The 17,090-nt window shown below is 38.2% G+C and carries 10 protein-coding genes; 1 reads left to right on the top strand and 9 read right to left on the bottom strand.

What is annotated here, in order from left to right; all coding sequences use genetic code 11:
* Nucleotide 1: 1 nt before the first annotated feature.
* Nucleotides 2–1,627, bottom strand: coding sequence for an aspartate 4-decarboxylase (aspD, locus tag LC095_RS15295; RefSeq protein WP_226528968.1), 1,626 nt, complete (start codon nucleotides 1,625–1,627; stop codon nucleotides 2–4).
* A 519-nt stretch (nucleotides 1,628–2,146) separates the two neighbouring features.
* On the opposite strand from aspD, the gene LC095_RS15290 reads away from it, so the two are divergent.
* A complete protein-coding gene (locus tag LC095_RS15290; protein ID WP_226528967.1) occupies nucleotides 2,147–2,356 on the top strand; it encodes a hypothetical protein in 210 nt (69 codons plus the stop codon).
* A 64-nt stretch (nucleotides 2,357–2,420) separates the two neighbouring features.
* Here the strand turns inward: LC095_RS15290 and LC095_RS15285 are convergent, their stop codons facing one another.
* From LC095_RS15285 to LC095_RS15250, 8 genes are all read right to left on the bottom strand, one after another.
* Nucleotides 2,421–2,858: a GNAT family N-acetyltransferase gene (locus LC095_RS15285; RefSeq protein ID WP_226528966.1), complete on the bottom strand. Its 438-nt coding sequence runs from the start codon at nucleotides 2,856–2,858 to the stop codon at nucleotides 2,421–2,423.
* Between the two features lie 34 nt (nucleotides 2,859–2,892).
* Entirely contained in the window at nucleotides 2,893–3,927 is a 1,035-nt protein-coding gene (locus LC095_RS15280) for a cysteine synthase family protein (RefSeq protein ID WP_226529034.1), read from the bottom strand.
* Between the two features lie 74 nt (nucleotides 3,928–4,001).
* Entirely contained in the window at nucleotides 4,002–5,462 is a 1,461-nt protein-coding gene (locus LC095_RS15275; protein WP_226528965.1) for an argininosuccinate lyase, read from the bottom strand.
* 16 nt (nucleotides 5,463–5,478) lie between these two features.
* A complete protein-coding gene (locus tag LC095_RS15270) occupies nucleotides 5,479–5,997 on the bottom strand; it encodes a sterol desaturase family protein (protein WP_226528964.1) in 519 nt (172 codons plus the stop codon).
* 146 nt (nucleotides 5,998–6,143) lie between these two features.
* Nucleotides 6,144–8,666, bottom strand: coding sequence for a non-ribosomal peptide synthetase (locus tag LC095_RS15265; protein ID WP_226528963.1), 2,523 nt, complete (start codon nucleotides 8,664–8,666; stop codon nucleotides 6,144–6,146).
* 29 nt (nucleotides 8,667–8,695) lie between these two features.
* Nucleotides 8,696–13,156 (bottom strand): non-ribosomal peptide synthetase, encoded by a 4,461-nt coding sequence (locus tag LC095_RS15260; RefSeq protein WP_226528962.1) that lies wholly within the window; start codon nucleotides 13,154–13,156, stop codon nucleotides 8,696–8,698.
* 12 nt (nucleotides 13,157–13,168) lie between these two features.
* Nucleotides 13,169–13,882 (bottom strand): thioesterase II family protein, encoded by a 714-nt coding sequence (locus tag LC095_RS15255; protein WP_226528961.1) that lies wholly within the window; start codon nucleotides 13,880–13,882, stop codon nucleotides 13,169–13,171.
* Between the two features lie 91 nt (nucleotides 13,883–13,973).
* Entirely contained in the window at nucleotides 13,974–17,084 is a 3,111-nt protein-coding gene (locus LC095_RS15250; RefSeq protein ID WP_226528960.1) for a cyclic peptide export ABC transporter, read from the bottom strand.
* Nucleotides 17,085–17,090: the final 6 nt, after the last annotated feature.

Genomic DNA, 17,090 nt, shown 5'->3' with positions numbered 1-17,090 from the left:
CCTAATTTCTCATTCCCACTTTCTTTTTCCATTCTACAACGTACTCATCGAGCACATTTTTTAATTCCTGACCAATACGTGAATATGCTTCATCATTTAAATTAGCAAGTGACACACGAATAGACCATTCTGGAGCAAAAAATCCTTCACCACTTAATAAGACTATGGCTGACTTTTCGGCAAGGCGATATAAGATATCGACCGGTTTATAATTTTCTTTGAGGAAATCAATAAATCCTTTTTCATAATGATGATGGCACCAGATTTCCAAATCAATCTCTGTGTAATAGTCTGCATCATTCGGTAAATGCTTCTTCGGTAATCCTAGTCCTTCGTATAATAGATTCATTCTTCTGTGTAGGATATCTATTGTTTTTTGCTTGTACTCATTTTTAGTATCGAGCAAAGCAAAAATTGAGAATATCGCCATTTGCACTTGTTGTGGTGTAGATAGCCCAGCTGTGTGGTTCATTGCTACGTCCCTGCTATCTGCTACCATTCGATCTATAAAGGTAAGGTGTTCCGGATTTTGGGTAAGGGAAGCATATCTCTTATTTAAAACAACCTTCTCTTCTTCCGGAAGCTCATTAATCAATTTATCAAACACATTTGTCTTGTTAATCGCGATTGTACCTAAACGCCAACCTGTTACACCAAAATATTTTGAGAATGAGTACACTCCGATTGTATTAAAAGGTAAATCTACCATTAGCGAGCGAAATCCTTCAATAAACGTGCCGTACACATCATCGGATATAATCATTAAGTTAGGGTTATGTTGTTTTACTATTTGGATGATTTGTTCGACCGATTCTTTTTTGATTGCAACAGATGGTGGATTGCTTGGATTTACTAAAAAGAGTGCTTTGATGTCCTGATCTTTTAGCCTTTCTAATTCCTCATATGGATATTGCCATGTATGGTGTCCCTCTTCATCTATTTCAGTTGCATTAATATTTACAAGTTCGTAATCATTGTCCGGTAGCTCCGGAATCTCTATGTATGGCGGAAAAATCGGGACCATAACTGCTACTTTAGATCCTATAGGTAACAAGTGATTTTTATATAAAGAGTCAAACGTGTAGCACATCGCTGCCGTTGCCCCTTCAACAGCAAATAAATCAAACGAACCACATGAAGTATCTTGACCGCACAGCTCTTTAGATAAGAAATCATGCACAACTTTTTCGGTTCTAACAAGCATCCGGTCAGGATTAGGATAGTTATCACCAATGATTCCATCTACCAATTCATATAGCCATTCATCTGGTTCAAACTGTTTTGTATTGATTCCGTAATCAACGATATTTTTAAGCAATGAAATTCCCGGTACGTGATTATTTTCATGTACATATTGATTGAAACGTTCTGCTATTCCAATTCGGCTTGGCATACCGGCTAAATCGCCTTCATTCCATACTCTTCTGGATTCTGTCACAGCAAATTGACCAAGAGCAAAAAATGCTTCCCGGGGTGCTGCTGCAATCCAGTTTGGATTTCCACGACCAGCATCAAGCATCGTTCTCGTTATTCTCATTTTGCCTTTAGCTAAATCAATTAGCTTGTCCTTTAACTCAAATGGACTTATTTTCTCTGACACACGATGTTCATTCTTTCGTTCAATCATCAAAATCCTCCTAAATAGTATTCACGTAGAGTTGATAGTTTTTAATATCTTCAACCCTGACATGTTTATGTGTGAAAGAAATAAAAGTTGTAAGGGTTAGTCAAAGACCCCGTCACGAGTATGCTTTCCTTTTTGTTGGGAATTTTATAAGGTATCTATACATACTCAGTCATCTAAGTAGGGAGGTAGTCTATTTGGTTCAAACGAATCCTATTAATGTATCAGAAATAGGTTTAATCTGGCAGACCTATCAAGAAAAGACCTTATTATGAGATTTTTGGAATACTTTATTGAAAAATCAGATGACCAATAGGCTAGGAATATTTTGGGAGGATTATGGCAGGAGCAAATTTTTATGTCAACGAGATGGAACAGTTGTTTTCTGATAAGGTATGGTTAAACCGGTTGGTTTTTCAAAAGAGGATGTTTTTTAGATGCTCCCAAATTATACGACAATGGTTTTGATATTATGTTTGTCCGTATATTAAAGGAAGTGAGATGGGACTTTACACTTTAGGTATGAATATGACTTACAAAAAAAGAGTGATGTCGATTTATGAGGGACTTACCACCGTTACTCAAAAGATTTATAAGCTATCAACTACTTATTTACTTGAAAGGGGAATTCTTGCACTTCCTCCGAAAGTAACTATGCCGAAAAAGACAGAATTTATTAAAGATAAAAAATATAATGGAAAATCGTACGGAATCATTAAAGGAAGAGATTAAAGGGACGAGGGGACAGGTTTGTTGTCCCTAGGAAATTGGGACAACAAACCTGTCCCTCTGTCCCTTACATACTCCTGCTTAAAAACACTAATCGTTCTATTTGAGAAAATCCGTGCTTTTTGTAAAAGTCTTCAGCCGGTATCCCTCTGTCAGTTAATAGTGAGATCATGCTTACTCCGTCTGTTTCTAATTCTTTTATTAAGTCATTCATCATCTTTGATCCAATGCCTGAATGTTGTTTGTCTGCCACTACACACATTTCATTGATGAAAAATTCGTCTCCACTCCACCAATGTTTTAGAGTTCCGAAAAGAAATCCAATCATTTCTTCCCCATCATAAGCGACAATCCCTTTAAAACCGGGTGTATGTGTGAAGTCTGCTAAATATTTCTTAGCCGTTTCTTTTGTCCATTCATCATTCCACGGTTCCTGATTAAAGACTTCCATAAATGTGTTCGTACATGCCAGGAGGTCCTTTTCTTCAAATAATTCTATTTTCATTTATATGTCAACTCATTTCTAATTGTAATCGGTCTTATATTTTTACAACTGTATGTTCACGATATGATGCGTAAGACCATGAATGAACAACATCATTTTTATCTACTTGTTTTGGATCAAAGTCGAGTTTCACATTCATTCCTTTTGTTTTAAGGAAATCATGATTGTAAATAGTGTTTGCATAACGGTCACCGCGATCCGGAAATATAGCAGCTATTTTCGTGTTTGGTTCGACAAAGCGGCTTACCCATCGGGCAACAGCATAAACAGAACCGGAAGAATTGCCCGCAAATATTTTTTCATGTCTTGCGAGTACATGTGTAGCAGCGTACGCCTCTTGATCATTTAGCCAGTGTACCTCATCAATTAAAGTATGATCAACATTTCTGGCAACTAATGAGTTCCCAATACCGCCCTGAAGTCGGTCAGGCCTATCTGGTTGGCCAAAAATAACACTTCCTGTTGCATCAACCGCGATTACTTTACAATTTGGATTGTATTTTTTTAATTCCCGTGCTGTTCCAGAGATAGATCCTCCAGTTCCGACTGCAACGATCAAGATATCTACTTGTCCAAGATCATCAATCAACTCTTGGGCTAAACCGGTATATGATTCAGGGTTAGAGGGATTTTCATACTGTCTTAACCAATATCCATCCGGGTGTTGCTCCAACAATCTATGCAATAATTCCAAGCGGCCTCCTTGCCATCCTTGAGCTCCCATTTTATCCACCACATGCACATGACAACCTAGAGAGTGTAATTTTGCTAGAGTGATTGAATCTAATCTTGGATCTGTGACAATATGGACAGGGTGGCCAAGTGAAGTACCAACTAGTGCGATTCCGCATGCCAATGTGCCTGATGAACTTTCAAAAATAGGTTGGCCATCCTGTAATTCACCGGACTCCTTTGCTGCAAGAATTGCGTTCTTTGCCACTCGATCCTTCATACCAAATGGGTTCTGTAGTTCTAATTTTGCGTAAACTTCCCCCATCGACTGCTTATCAAGACGAAGTTTAACTAAAGGAGTATTTCCAATGGTTTCGATAATGTTTTGATACAAGATCCTCACACCCTCAGTCATATTTTTCTTACTTTTTCTACCCAGAAGCTAGGCAATCGAAATTCCACTCTTGTTTTTTATTTCCTTATAAGGTCTGTGATTTGCTTTTTCTGTTCTCTTAAAATAGCTTTTTGTTGGTCAATCAATTGCTTGGTTTCGAGTGGATTCGTTGAGCCTTGAGTCTTTTTTCTTGAAAGACTTTCCGTGACGCTAAAGATTTCTATCAACTGATCTTCAGTGAGTGACGACGTTTTATATCCATACTCTACGCATAATTCATTTAAACATGAAAGATCTACTTCTATTGGTTTACGATTTTGTTCATTCATGGCTACTATATATTTCCCTGATATAATTTGGGATTGACGATATGGAATTGAACATTGCAATGTTAGCAAATTAGCTAGAGAAAAACCTCCGAAAAAATCATTTGCACACATTTCATACATATGTTCCTTATTGAACTTCATCTCTTTGATTACAGCCTCATAAAGCGTCAACACACTTTTTATACATGTAATCATCGGGTAAAAATTACTTCCGCCTTCTTTAGCTGTCTCTACAAGATTTGTAAAAGGTGTATTACGCTGTGCATTTAGCATGTCAAAATAATAGGAATTGATATGTACACTACGCCCGCGGATTCGTTCCAGAATCGGATAATTCTTTTTTTGCGGCATGGCCGATGATATTCCTGACATTTCATCAGGCAAAACAAAGAATTTGTATTCACTGCTGCCCCAAGTAATGAGATCTGTGATAAATCGACTTATTGCAGTTGCTAAATTCGAACATTCTGCAGCAATTTGCAGCATCCAATCCTTTGAAGCTACACTTACTAATGCATGTGAAGAATCTTGAAAGCCTAGTTTAATCGCCATTTCAGCTCGATTCCATTCAAGTTCCATGCCTGACATTGCTCCTGAACCTAATGGACATTTATTAATCTCATCATAGATTTTAATCATTCTATTCAAGGACTTTTGCAGGACTTCACTAACTGCTGTAAAGTAAAAACCAACTGTAATGATTTGAGCTGATTGATAGTGAGTATAGCCTGGCATAGGAACAGACAAATTGGCGTTTGATAATGTCAGTACTTCTTCAATAAGTTCTGTTAGTTCTTCCATGATTGTCACTAAATTTTCCCGAGCAAACATGATCTGTGCAGTAGCTTGTACATCATTCCGACTGCGGTCAACATGCCAATTAGGGACAGGATGTTTCAAACGGGATTCAACATACTGTTCGATAGCAAAGCAGATGTCAGACATATTACTTTTTGGATCTGCCGTGATGTTTTCTTTTGTTATTTGATTTAGCAGATTGACGATTTCAACCATCGATTCTTTACTTATCAGGCCCAACCGTTCATATTCAATCGTCATGACTTCTTCGATCAGAATATAATAGGGTAATAAATGCTTCAATTCATAGTCAAATTGGGGTTTTAATATCTCTTCATGCAATAGCTTGCTCGGAGAAGCAGAAATTCTTCCTGATAGTGTCTCTTCATGAAACAAATTATTTACTTTCAACCCATTCTCCCTCCATTCATTTCATTTGAGTCATGTCTTTACCTTTCATTTTTTGTGAATGACTTGGCTTTTGATGGGCTGTACCGAATAGACGGTCCCATAAGGTAATAAAAAAACCGTAATTAGCACGATAAACCTCATGATGTTTGACATGGTACTGCCCAATTGCAAAGTAACGCGTAATCCTTCCCTTAATATTCGGGTTATGATCGACAACATTTCCAGCCAAAAATACCTCGTAAAAATAATGAAAGACGAGTAAAATCACACCGGGTACAGGGTCTATTATTGCTATGATGACAACTGGTAGAGTCAACGTGATCCAAACATCCAGTGAAGCTCTCCATGATCCGAACCAGAAGAAAAAGTTTGGCCATTCAGGGAGAAACGAATCATCATACTTTACCCTGTGATGAACAAGATGGATTTTTAACAATGGATTTTTCTTACTAGGGATATGCGCAATTCTGTGTATTACATATGAATATAAACTCCAGATTAAAAAATAAATAACCAGTTTTACTAGTAAGATCATGAGAGATTTATCCCCGCTCTCTAAAGAAGATTAAAATTCGGAAAAAAGATAAAGACCTTCTTTAGAAAGCTAGTATTCTAAATCCAGTGCTATCTCTTTCTCCGTGATCCAGAGTCCAAAGGTAATTTTTTTAAAAAAATCCTGTATTAATTTCTCTGCTTCCATTTGTTTTCTAGGAAACTCGCAATAGTTGGGTATTTGTACAAATCCATTGTATTGACTGGATATCCGGCTTGTTGCAGCTGTTCAGCAAGCAGAATTAACTTTAGTGAGTGCCCACCTAATTCAAAGAAGTTGTGATCAAGTGAGATTTGTTGAATCCCTAATATATCCGTCCATATTGCAGCAATCTTCCTTTCTTCCTCACTTTGGGGAAATCTATCATCTTTTTCTTGTTGGATCCCAAAATGAAGGTCAGTTGGAACTGGAAGCTTAGTAACATCCAATTTACCACTTACTGTTAATGGAATTCGTTGAATCGGAACAAATGCAACAGGAACCATATATTCCGGTAAGGTTTCCTTCAAATACATTTGAAGATCGTAGACATCCGCATCTGCTTCTTCTGTTTGGACGATATACGCACACAGTATTTGTTCCTTGTTTACTTCAATTGGAAGAACAACTGTTTCAAGAATATCCTTATGATTAAGTAGGCAGTTTTCAATTTCACCAAGTTCAATGCGATATCCACGTAACTTCACTTGTCGATCTTTACGTCCTAGAAATTCAATGCTGCCATCATCCCGCCATCTTGCAAGGTCACCTGTTCTGTAAATCAAACGATTTTCCTGATCTTTATCTGGTATAAAATTTTCACATGTTGTTTCTGGTTTATTTAAGTAGCCTCGCCCTACACCATTTCCAGTTATGCACAATTCGCCAAGTACCCCTATTGGCTGAATCTGTCCGTCTACCCCGATTATCTTGACATTTGTACCCTTGACTGGTTTACCGATTGAGATATTGCCTTTTTCACCAATTTTCACATCATGTGCTGTCGTTAACACTGTACATTCAGTTGGACCGTATGCATTAACCAGTTTTAGCTTAGGATTCATTTGGAGAGCTTTGTCTGCTAATACAGCTGATAGCGTCTCTCCGCCTGTTAATAGTTGGGTAAGTTCTTTGAATAACTCAGGTCGATGGCTTGCTACATGGTGAAAAAGGGCAGTTGTCAAAATAGCTGAGTTGACCTTATATTTCTGAATGGCAGATTCTAATTTCATAGGTTCTATTAAGGTTTGTTTGTCTACGATCACCAGGGTGCCGCCATTCAGTAAGGTCCCCCATATTTCGAGAGTTGATAAGTCAAACACAACAGATGATGCCTGTAACATACAAGTTTGAGAATTGAATATTAAATAGTCCGGATCACCAACTAAATGAATGACATTGCGCTGTTCAATCAATGTCCCTTTTGGAAATCCTGTTGTTCCCGAAGTATATAACAGATAAGCCAAATCCTCTGATTTAGTAGAGTACGAGATGTCTAGTTGTTGATCCTCTTCTTCCAGTAATTCATTGACTTGTAGGATAGGTATTGAATCAGTTGTCAGGTTTTCCGTTTCATGATTAGTAAGTAATAATTTTGCTTTACTATCATTTAAAATGTATTGAATTCGCTCATTTGGATAATCGATATCAAGTGGGACATAGGCTCCTCCCGCTTTTAAGACAGCCAAAATCGATACGATATAATCGATCCCGCGATTCATGTAAACTGCTACAAATTCATTAGGCTTGATGTTCCAATTATTTTTTAGTACAGCTGCTAACCTGTTGGATTGATGATGCAGCTCCCTGTAGGTCATCTGTCTGTCCTTATCAATTAAAGCGACCTTGTCCACATGATTGGCGATTTGCTGTTCAAAAAATCCAACTATTGTCTTTTTTTCTTCAGCCTTCGAAAGTTGTATGTTGAATTCGTTCAAGATCATATGTTCTTCTTCTGGCAGGCAAATCGACAATTCCTTGATAGGTTTGTCGATTTGACGTACAGCTACTTGAAGAACATGATTAAAAGAGTGTAGGAATAGTCTGATGGAATCTTCCGCATAATACTCAGATGGATACTGCAGTTTGATCCCCAACTTCCCCTCACTTCGACAGAATAAAATCTGGAGTGTCTGTTCATTTATTTCACTTGAAAATGGTGCGTGTAACCCTTCAAAAGAAGCGACGAAATTGATCAAAGAATTTGTTTCATCATCTACAGATAATCCAAGCTCACTTATCAGCAAATCTAATGGAAACTGTTGATATTCATAGGCAACAGCCAGCCTTTCTCTCACTTGGAGCACCCATTCTTTGAAACTCAATTCCGATTCTATTTTGCTACGGATTGGCAGGATGCTTTCACTCTTTCTCTTTTCATCTTGATGAGGTGAACCTATTACAAAATCCTGATAGCCTGAGTATTTATACAAGCACACGTTGAGACCGGCGAACAAAAAGCAATACCAGAGAAAGTCTGATTCTTTGCAGTATTGTGTAAGGCTTCTAAATGTATCATCAACTATATTCGTTTGTACCATACCGATTGCAGGTTGCATTGTGTTGGATGTCCTGAGTTCATCGGGTAAAAGCATGTTTGACGGCTTTTCACCTGAGAGCTGCTCCACCCAAAACTCCCTCATTTTGACCGTTTCTTCTGTTAAAACAAACATCGTTTCCTTCCCCCTTTTCGCCATTTGAATTAAAACGAAAATGTATCAGCTAAATTCCCCCTGTATTCATCATTGTTTACAGCTTTATCAGCATTGAGCTGGAGCTGAATCAATGTTTTATCTAGATCACCGTGTCCCATACTTTCTAAAAGGTTGATAAAATGTCCTTCCATTTGTGTAATCGTTTCGCTTTTGAATAACTGTGTACAATATTCAAATGTGAAAGTGATCCTGCCTGATTCTTCTTTAGCGACTAAAATCAAATCTATGATACTTGTGTTTCTCTGTTGAAGATATGGAACAAAGCGCAATCCTTCCAAGTTAATTGGAGGAATGTCCATATTTTGCAAAACAAAGAGTGTATCAAATAATGGGTTACGATTAACTGAAGGGCTAATTTCCATTTTCTCTAATAACTGTTCTAGCTGATAATCTTGATTTTCAAATGCCTGAATTGTATTTTCCCGTACTTCCTGCAAAAATTCCCGCCATGTTTTGTGTGCGGAAGGGTAATTACGGAGCGGCAGTGTATTCGTCACCAAACCGAACATTTGTTGAAATTCCGCTTGATTGCGCCCTGCAACAGGAGCACCAATAATCATATCTTCCGCACCTGAATATTTGTATAATAATGTATAGTAAGCAGTAAGTAATACAGTATAGAGTGTGGTGTTTTCATTTACTGCCAATTGCTTTAATCGTTCTGTTAGTTCTTCTGAAATTTGGAAATCCACCAATTTACCTTCATACGTTTTTTCAGAAGGACGCTGAAAATCCAGTGGCAAATTCGTGGTTGGGATGGTACCTTTCATGACCTCTAACCAGAATTTTTCTTGTTGTTCCCATTTTTCTGTTTTAGAAAAGGACTGTTGCCATATTGCATAATCCTTATACTGAAATTCTAACCTAGGTAGTTGACCTCCATGGAACAAGGTAACAAACTCTTTAACTAATAATCCCAAAGAAAAACCATCTGAAATACTATGATGTATATCAAAGATTAGTAGATGCTTATCATCAGCTACTTCAATAAGTCCAATTCTGAACAAAGGAGCTTCTGAAAGATCATACGGTTGAACAAAAGTATTGATAAGATCTGGTATTTGCTCCTCTGTTCCCTTGAACATTGTCAGTTTTGATTCTAGCTTTTCAATTATCTTAAACATCAGCCCATTCTTCGTTAGGTGGTAAGACATTCTTAGCGAGTCATGCCTTTCGATCAATTGTTGAAATATATTTCTCACTCGATTAATATCCAGTTTTCCTTCTACCCAATAGATATCTGTAATGTTTTGGCTTGTATCAGAAACCCGCTTCATTTTGTCAACAATCATCATTCGTGTTTGCTGAGATGTTGCCGGGTAATACTCTCGTTTCTCAACCGATTTTACTTCTATGCCGGCACTTACTTTTTCTCTACTTCGAAGCAGCTTAGCTAAATCTTTGATTGTTGGATGTAAAAACAGATCATTTAAGCCAATGTCCACATTTAATACCTTTCGGAGTTTTGCTACAACAAGAGTAGCTTTTAAAGATTGTCCACCGACTGCAAAGAAATTATCTTTAACACCGATCGCATCTATTACTAGTATCTCCTGCCACACTTGGACAATGGTTCGTTCTAATTCATCCTCAACTTGTTGCCTTTCTGTAGGAATTGGTGCAAATTCAGGAGTTGGCAGTGCCTTTTTGTTAATTTTGTTATTCGCTGACAATGGCATTTTTTCTAGCTGCATGTAAAGTTCAGGAACCATAAAATCAGGTAGTTGCTGCATAAGCATACTTCGCATTTCCAAAGAGCTAATCAATAATTCTGCAGTATAGTAAGCACATAGCTTTGTTTCTTTATTCGCTGACTTTATCGGTATCACAACAGATTCCAAAACGTCCGGGAGCCCCAATACATGCTGATTAATTTCTTCTAGCTCGATTCGATACCCTCTAATTTTCACCTGATCGTCTTGTCGACCAAGGTAGATTAAATGACCGTCAGAGCGCCATTTCACTAAATCTCCAGTCCGGTAAACCCTTTTCCCTTGAAGAGAAGGAACAGTGATGAATTTTTCTTCTGATAAATCACTTCGATTCGCATACCCGCTCGCTACTCCATCACCGCCAATAAACAATTCTCCTGCCACGCCAACAGGTACAGGTTGAAGAAAAGAATCTAAAACATAACAGCTCGTATTCGAGATAGGTTTGCCGATTGGAATGCTTCCCGTTTCGAAGCCTGTTACATCATAAACGCTCGTATATGTTGTATTTTCAGCTGGTCCATAGCCATTCTTTAACTTCACATTTGGATGATTCTGTTTAAGCAAGCGAACATGTGGAGGTGACATCACTTCACCACCGACTATAATGGTATCAAGCGTATTAAAAATATTCGGGTCTTGATTTAGCAAGTGATTAAAGAGCGCTGTAGTTGGGACCATCAGATTGATTTGGTGTTTTAATAAAAAGGGTTTTAAGCTTTCTGCATCAAGGTAGTTTTCCTTATTTGTAAGATACAAACTTCCTCCGTTTAGTAAAGGAGCCCAGGTTTCAAATGTAAAAACATCAAATCCTAAAGCACAGGTTTGAAGCAATCGTGTTTGGTGATTTAATACTACATAATTAGTTTCTTTGACAAGGCGGGATATCCCCCTGTTCGTCACCATAATTCCTTTTGGTCTGCCAGATGTTCCAGAAGTGAAGATCATAATCGCAGTGCTATCTGGATCTGTAGATAAGGTAAGATTTGTCTTCCCTCCTGTGTACAGCATTGGATTTTGTAAATCAATGATCTCCAGATGATCAGAAATATCCTGCTTGATAGCCCCTTGTACCAGAAGCCATTCGCTCCCGCTGTCTTCTAGCATGTTTGAAATTCTTTGACTAGGATAATCCGGTTCAATTGGAACATACGCAGCTCCTGTCTTACTAACGGCAAGCATACCAACGATTAATTCCATGGATCTCTCAGCCATTATTCCAACAGCTTTTGTATTCGAGATTCCTCTAGCATGTAGTGTACGAGCGAGTTGGTTAGCTCTTTCATTTAATTCACGATATGTATAACTATGGCCATCGTATAGAACAGCAGGTTGATCTGGATGAAGAGTTGCCTGTTCCTCAAATAATTGAGATATTGTTTTAAGAGGAAAATCTGTTGTTGAATCATTGAATTCTTCAAGAATCTCCTTCTTCTCTTCTAAGCTCATGATTTCAAACTGATAGAGAAGTTGATCAGGAATTTCAGCAGCTTGTTCGGCAATGTTTGCAAAGTGCTGTGTGATTCTTTCTGCTGTTTGTTTTTCGAACAATTCCGCATTATATTCCAGTTTTCCAGATATCCATCCGTCTTTTTCCGTTAGTTCTAAGGTTAGATCGAATTTGGCACTGCACGACTTTAGCTCAAAAGGTTGAAAGTGTAAGCCATCCATATCAACATGAGCTGTGTCCATATTCTGCAAAACAAACATGGTATCAAATAAAGGATGTCTGTCAGACGAACGATTGATCTTAAGCTTTTCGACCATTTGATCTAATGGATAATCTTGATTTTCATATGCTGCTAGTGCTGTTTGCTTCACTTCTGACAGCAATTGGCGAAATGACATCGTTCCCCTTGGTTTAATACGAAGGGCGAGCGTATTGACAAACATCCCAATCACTGGTTCCAGCTCTGCATGCCTGCGGCCGGCAATTGGAGTTCCAATGACAAGGTCAGTTTGTGAAGTATATCGATGCAGAAGGGCTGTATATAAGCTAAAAAGCACCATGAACAATGTCGCGTCTTCCTTGCGGGCAAGCTCTTTCAATTGATTGATGACCGGTTTTTCAATTTGAAAATATACATACTTACCAATCCCTTCGTTCTTAACAGGACGTACAAAGTCAGTTTGCAGATCTAAAACAGGGAGTTCATCTTTGAATTGCCCCATCCAGTAACACTCTTGACTGCGAGTTTCTTGTTGGTTAAACAAATCGTTTTGCCACATGACATAATCGACATATTGCACATCAACAGGTGGCAGTTCCATGCCCTTATATAACAGCATCATTTCTTTCATGATCGTTTGAATGGAGATTCCGTCCGCAATAATGTGGTGGATATCAAAAAACAGGTAACAGTTATCATCTGATGTGTAAATGATTTTCACACAAAATAGTGGTGCTTGATCCAGTTGGAATGGTTTAATTAACTGGTCTATACATACATGAAGATTATCTTCTTCTACATTCAACACGTCTAACTTAAATGACACGTTATCTAAAATAATTTGAGAAATATCGTTATTTTCAAGATCAGCTTCAAAAGTGGTTCTCAACGATTCATGTCGCCTGATCAGCTTCACCATCGCTTCTTCCAGACGGTTATTATCCAATTTCCCGTCTACTTTAAATACAGTAGGAAGGTTATAAGCAGTGCTTTGCGGATTGAATTGTTGCTGAATATACACTCGTCTCTGTGCAGACGAAGTCTCGTAGCATTGTTTCATTTCCATCTTGTCATTCTCCTAACTAGAAATTATTTCAGGAATCGACTGATTGATGACTGAGACCAATTCTTCTTTTCTGGTATGCAGGAAAAAATGATCACCTTTTACCCATACAATCTTGCAATCATTGTTAGAATGATCTCTCCACGCTAGTATTTCTTCCTCACTGATTTCATCCTGCTTCCCGCTAAAAATAGTGACGGGACACTTCATTTTTTCTTGTTTGGGCATAGAATTATATGTATTCATAATGCGAAGATCTGATTTAAGTACTTGTCTGAATTTTTTAGCCAGTTCCGGGTGTTTCGCGATCTCATTTGGTATATCTCTACTTTGTTGAAATAACTCTCCAACCTTCTTATGAACAAGCTTGGATAAAAAACTTTTTTTTCGGGCATTTTGGGCAGGTGCCGGACGGCCAGAAAGAAATAAATGCCGAGGCTGTGGAAATCCCTCTTCACTTAGCAAATAATAGAGTTCATACGCCAAGACCGCCCCCATGCTGTGACCAAAGACCACATATTGTTTACCTCTTGCATAATGTGTTATTTGGGCTGCAAGATCGTTCCTCATGCTGGTGAAATCCGAATCAAAAGGTTCGTCATATCTGGCTCCTCTGCCGGCAAGTTCAAGCGGATAAAGTTCAATATGATTTCCAAGTAGCTGTTTCCATTGCAAATAAATGGTGGCTGAATCACCTGCATAAGGAATGCAAAACAAAATGGTTTTCATTCATTTTCACCTCTATTCCTCCAATGACCTACAGGAGTTATGAGTGATGAGGATATACAAAAAGGCTTAACCACTCACCTATAACTTCTATTTATATAGATTTTTGAGCTGCCGGTTCCAGTACCGACATTTGTCCCATGTCCATCTTAATCATGTGATCAGCAAGATGAAAATAATGATCGTCATGGGTAATAGCAATAATACATTTCCCGCTTGCTTTCATTTCCGGCAATAGAACTTCGTAAAAGAAACGACGATATTCGGGATCTTGATCTGCGGCCCATTCATCAAATAAACAGATCGGCTTGTCCTCAAGATAGGTGATGAGGAGGGCAAGCCTTTTTTTCTGACCTGTTGATAGCTTTGTCGTACTAAACACCCCATTCTGTATCTTAAGCTTATCTTGTAATTCCAAGCGTTCCAGGTAATCATTCATTTCAACTTCCTTTGCTTGCCAATCTATACCGTAAAAACGATCAAACAAATGATAATCTCCGAAAATAGCAGAATAGTATTGCCCTAATTCCATTGGTGAAACCGACTCACCATTTAGGATTATATGACCAGCATCTGGTTCATACAATCCTGTAAGCAGCTTAGCGAATGTTGATTTCCCACTGCCGTTTCCCCCTGTAATAAAAACAATGGATCCACTTCGAAACTCATAATTAATTGGACCTACCTCAAAGCTTGAATGAGTTGCATCATTTCCCACATTATAGCTGTATGTCACGTCATTCATCTTTAATTGAACAGACTCAGTTTCATTGAAATTATGGCTATCAGTTGGATGTTCCACGAGTGAATTCAACTCTTTATTCATCTGCTTGATTCGATCCCAGCTTACTCGAATTTGCGCAAAGTGTGGGACGCTATCAAGCAACTGATTGACAGGACCTGTCATGTATAAAAAAACAAATACATAGTTGCTAAGCATAATTTGATCCATCTGCTTAAAGATCTCTGGAAAAACAAAAACAACACAACCAATGACCAGGACAAATAACAGTTCACCTAATACGAAAATATCGGAATAACGCAATTGGTATATGTTTCGCTTTTCTTTGTAACTTTTACAGCTTTCCTGAATTCCTTTACGGAAATCACGACGTTTCTTGATGTTCAGTGTAAGCTCTTTGAAACCATTCAGCATGTCTGAGATAAAACCGAAAAAAACATTTTGCAAATCACGCGTTTCCTCCATGATTTTGTTGGCCCGGTTACCGACAACTAAATACAGAATGGCTAAAAAGACGATGATGACAATGGAAAGGAACAACGCGTATACATTCATCACACCTAGATAAAGAAAGCAAAAAACAAGTGTTATTAAATTCGTTGCACCTGAAATCACAATTCCGATGGAACGGCTAATAACCTCAGTATCATTGTTAAGTGTTGCCTCGACACGTCCGCGTTCCATTCCTTCCAATATTGAGAAACGCGTATTCAATAACTTATCAATTAACTCGATCCTTTTTTCATAAATAATCTCGTTAGTCAGATTTACAAGAATAGCCCGTACATAGCGTTGTCCGACCACATACATCACAATAGCTATGACAAAGTAGAAAAGTAAGCCATTTGTTAAATTGTTTGTTCGGACGATTGATTCATTAATGATAAAAATAACAAAGGCATTCCCAACACCGCTTATTACCCCGAGGACAATGGGTTTTAAAAACGATTTCTCCTTCTTTTTCGGAAAAAAGGTGAGAAGCAAAGAATAAATCGCATATAAGCCTCCTGCTATGATGATAAGCCAAACAGCCGTTAATACTGTTCCTGGCATCCAAACTTGGATAAACCGCCATGTCAGCTTATAAAACAAAATGTCAGGCACTTTATAAATAGCCATTGCCACAGCTCCAAGCACAAGCAAATGAAGCAAAAGAGAGAAATAAGATCGGATCTTGTTAAAAACTCCGCGTCGTTCTCCTCTAATAATGGCTCTAATTGTTGTAAGCACATATATAAATATAATGATGCTAATCGGCAGCAAGGCAACAATCAGTCCAACAGCAATAGAATCTACTTTTTTATATGTGTCTGACGTTACCAATGGTGGTTCTTCCCCAATCAATTGATGAAGAATTCCTTGACCAATGACCTGGGTGTAATCTGTGTTAATATTCGCTAAAACAACAACCCCAATTTCCTCACCTGGACGCATACTAATAAACGATGAAAAAGTAGGGTTATTTCCGGCATGTGAGATTTCACCTTTACCCTTCTGAAACACATCCCATCCTGCAGCATAAGAGGAGCCATTGAAATCCGGTTTGACAGAGCGGTTTGCAAGATGGGAAGCATCGATTAGAGAGAAATCGAAGCTTCCATCACGTATAGCGCCAAGTTGAATTTTAAGCCATAAAGCCATATCCCGAGCATTGCTCATGACATATCCCGCTGGTGCATTACCCACATAATATGGCGGTTCATATGGACGTGGATCAGTATAGCCAAATTTATATCCTGTCGCTGCTTCTTTTGGCACATCAGGTTCTTTCATTACAAATGTATCTGACAGTCCTAAAGGTTTAAAAATTTGTTCCCCCATATAATCGGCAAAGGATTGTTCTGTAAGCTTTTCAATCACAAGACCAAGAACATCATAATTGATTGTTGCATATTCAAAGCTTTCACCAGGCTCCCTGTTTAACTGGTAATCTTCGAGAATACGTACTGTATTCTCTAGTGCGTCCTCACCATAGCCTTCTGGGAGCTTTCCTATTGTCTCAAATGGAATCCCACTAGTATGATGAAGCAATTGCTCGATTGTAATCACCGCAGGTTTTCCATTAAACGTAACCTTCAGCCAAGGGATATAGTCTTCAACAGGATCGCTTAGTTTCAACTTACCTTCTTTCTCAAGCTTCAACACCGCAAGAGCTGTAAAGGCCTTGCTATTAGAGCCGATTTCAAAAACAGTAGCATCTGACACTGGTGTCTTTTCGGATAGATCAGAATAACCAAATCCCTGCTGATACAATGTCTCTTTTCCATTTACAATCGTGACAGACATGCCGGGTATTTCTGCTTTCTTCATTTGTTCCTGTACCCACTGCTCGATTTCACTTATCCGTTCAGGTGATACATTTGGTTGAACATCAGCAATGGTGAATGCTTTTTGAGGAAATAAAAGAAACAGAATCATCATAAAAAAACAGATTGTTAGTTTTTGTAAAATTGGAGAATTCAATGGTTA

The sequence above is a fragment of the Metabacillus niabensis genome (assembly GCF_020524345.1).
Lineage (GTDB): Bacteria > Bacillota > Bacilli > Bacillales > Bacillaceae > Metabacillus > Metabacillus niabensis_B.
This window is presented reverse-complemented; position numbering and strand designations above follow the sequence as displayed.

What these genes read in the sequence shown, in the direction of transcription:
- LC095_RS15285 (WP_226528966.1), bottom strand. Translation starts at nt 2,858, where the DNA reads ATGAAAATAGAATTATTTGAAGAAAAGGACCTCCTGGCATGTACGAAC.
- LC095_RS15290 (WP_226528967.1), top strand. Translation starts at nt 2,147, where the DNA reads ATGAATATGACTTACAAAAAAAGAGTGATGTCGATTTATGAGGGACTT.
- LC095_RS15270 (WP_226528964.1), bottom strand. Translation starts at nt 5,997, where the DNA reads ATGATCTTACTAGTAAAACTGGTTATTTATTTTTTAATCTGGAGTTTA.
- LC095_RS15265 (WP_226528963.1), bottom strand. Translation starts at nt 8,666, where the DNA reads ATGTTTGTTTTAACAGAAGAAACGGTCAAAATGAGGGAGTTTTGGGTG.
- LC095_RS15255 (WP_226528961.1), bottom strand. Translation starts at nt 13,882, where the DNA reads ATGAAAACCATTTTGTTTTGCATTCCTTATGCAGGTGATTCAGCCACC.
- LC095_RS15260 (WP_226528962.1), bottom strand. Translation starts at nt 13,156, where the DNA reads ATGGAAATGAAACAATGCTACGAGACTTCGTCTGCACAGAGACGAGTG.
- aspD (WP_226528968.1), bottom strand. Translation starts at nt 1,627, where the DNA reads ATGATTGAACGAAAGAATGAACATCGTGTGTCAGAGAAAATAAGTCCA.